We start from the raw sequence: 1126 nt of genomic DNA, 5'->3' as shown, positions 1-1126 counted from the left end.
CATTGTGACATTATAGAGACCGGAAATGAGAGCTGGAGATTCAAAAATAGAGCATGATTTAAACAGACTTTAGGGGGGTCAAAATTGGACGCTGATGGGGGGTCAATTTTGGGTGCTGATTGACAGTCTGACTTTTTAGTTTGCAGGAAATTGCCCGATGTTTTTGCCCTTGGACAGATAACAAAATGGAAATGCCACGCCGGAACATTCTTCTCTCCTCCCTTATATTCTGAAACTGGTTTGCTGTGTATTGCCCATGTCGCCAGATGGTCAGGGAAATTTTCATCGAGAAACTGTTTCGCGAGTTTGTGCGCATTCTTCGGAACCTTACCAACGAATGACATTATCAGGCGAAGGTCAGTCCGTTTCGATTTCCTGCGCCCCTCGATGCCTCGCGTGTCGAGAAAATAACGATGCTTTGCCATATATGCAGCCACTGCTTTTTTGTCGGCAATAGACGGGCTTGGATATACCACTTCCCCAGCTTCAATTTTCTTCTTTTTGCCATCGCCCATTATGTAGCGAACATAAGCCGCCGTTTTGTTGATGTCCGTGCACCAGCTTTGTTTAATCATCGCCATTGTTTTTCATTCCAAAACACGGGGTAAGGGTCAGCACCGTGCGATATGGGCAGCATCTCGCGCAGCTCCAAGATTCGTTTTGCAGCCTTTGTGAAGGCAGCTCTCTCTTTTTCGGCATCGCCATTTCTGGCTGCATATTCGTAATCAGGAAGCAAGATCGTTTTGGCTCGGTAGTACTCGTTGTGGAGTTTCGTCCAGTTACTCTCGTCGTACCATCCGAACCGTTTCTTTATTTGCTCAATATGCTTTGCACGTTCTGCAAGCGTAGCCTGCTTCTGTTCTTCGCTATATTTTCGCTGCTCTGAAATCAAATTATCGAGGTCAATTTTCACCTTTGGATAATCCATTATAGGCGAGCGCAGATAGCGGCGATATTTCGCCGTTATCTGCTCCGCCTCTTCAGGAGAAAAGACTGTCTGGGGTTCTACCCCGTTTCTACGGACACATCTAAAAAGAGGCATAATATGCCCATAAGGAGTGTTCCGAATGACCCAACGAAGAAAGTACAGTGCCGAATTCAAGCGCGAAGCTGTTGCGCTTACCTA

General features: G+C 46.4%; 2 protein-coding genes. Both read right to left on the bottom strand.

The annotated features are described in order from the left end of the window. A partial coding sequence (locus MMIC_RS12400; protein ID WP_143144966.1) for a hypothetical protein occupies nucleotides 1-581 on the bottom strand: 581 nt, incomplete at its 3' end. Continuing rightward, a complete protein-coding gene (locus MMIC_RS12395; RefSeq protein ID WP_072660778.1) occupies nucleotides 572-1042 on the bottom strand; it encodes a hypothetical protein in 471 nt (156 codons plus the stop codon). The genes MMIC_RS12400 and MMIC_RS12395, both read right to left, overlap by 10 nt. Nucleotides 1043-1126: the final 84 nt, after the last annotated feature.

The organism is Mariprofundus micogutta, from assembly GCF_001895085.1.
Taxonomy (GTDB): Bacteria; Pseudomonadota; Zetaproteobacteria; order Mariprofundales; family Mariprofundaceae; genus Mariprofundus; species Mariprofundus micogutta.
This window is presented reverse-complemented; position numbering and strand designations above follow the sequence as displayed.

Excerpts from the sequence above, each read along its gene's own strand:
- MMIC_RS12395 (WP_072660778.1), bottom strand. The coding sequence starts at position 1,042 with ATGCCTCTTTTTAGATGTGTCCGTAGAAACGGGGTAGAACCCCAGACA.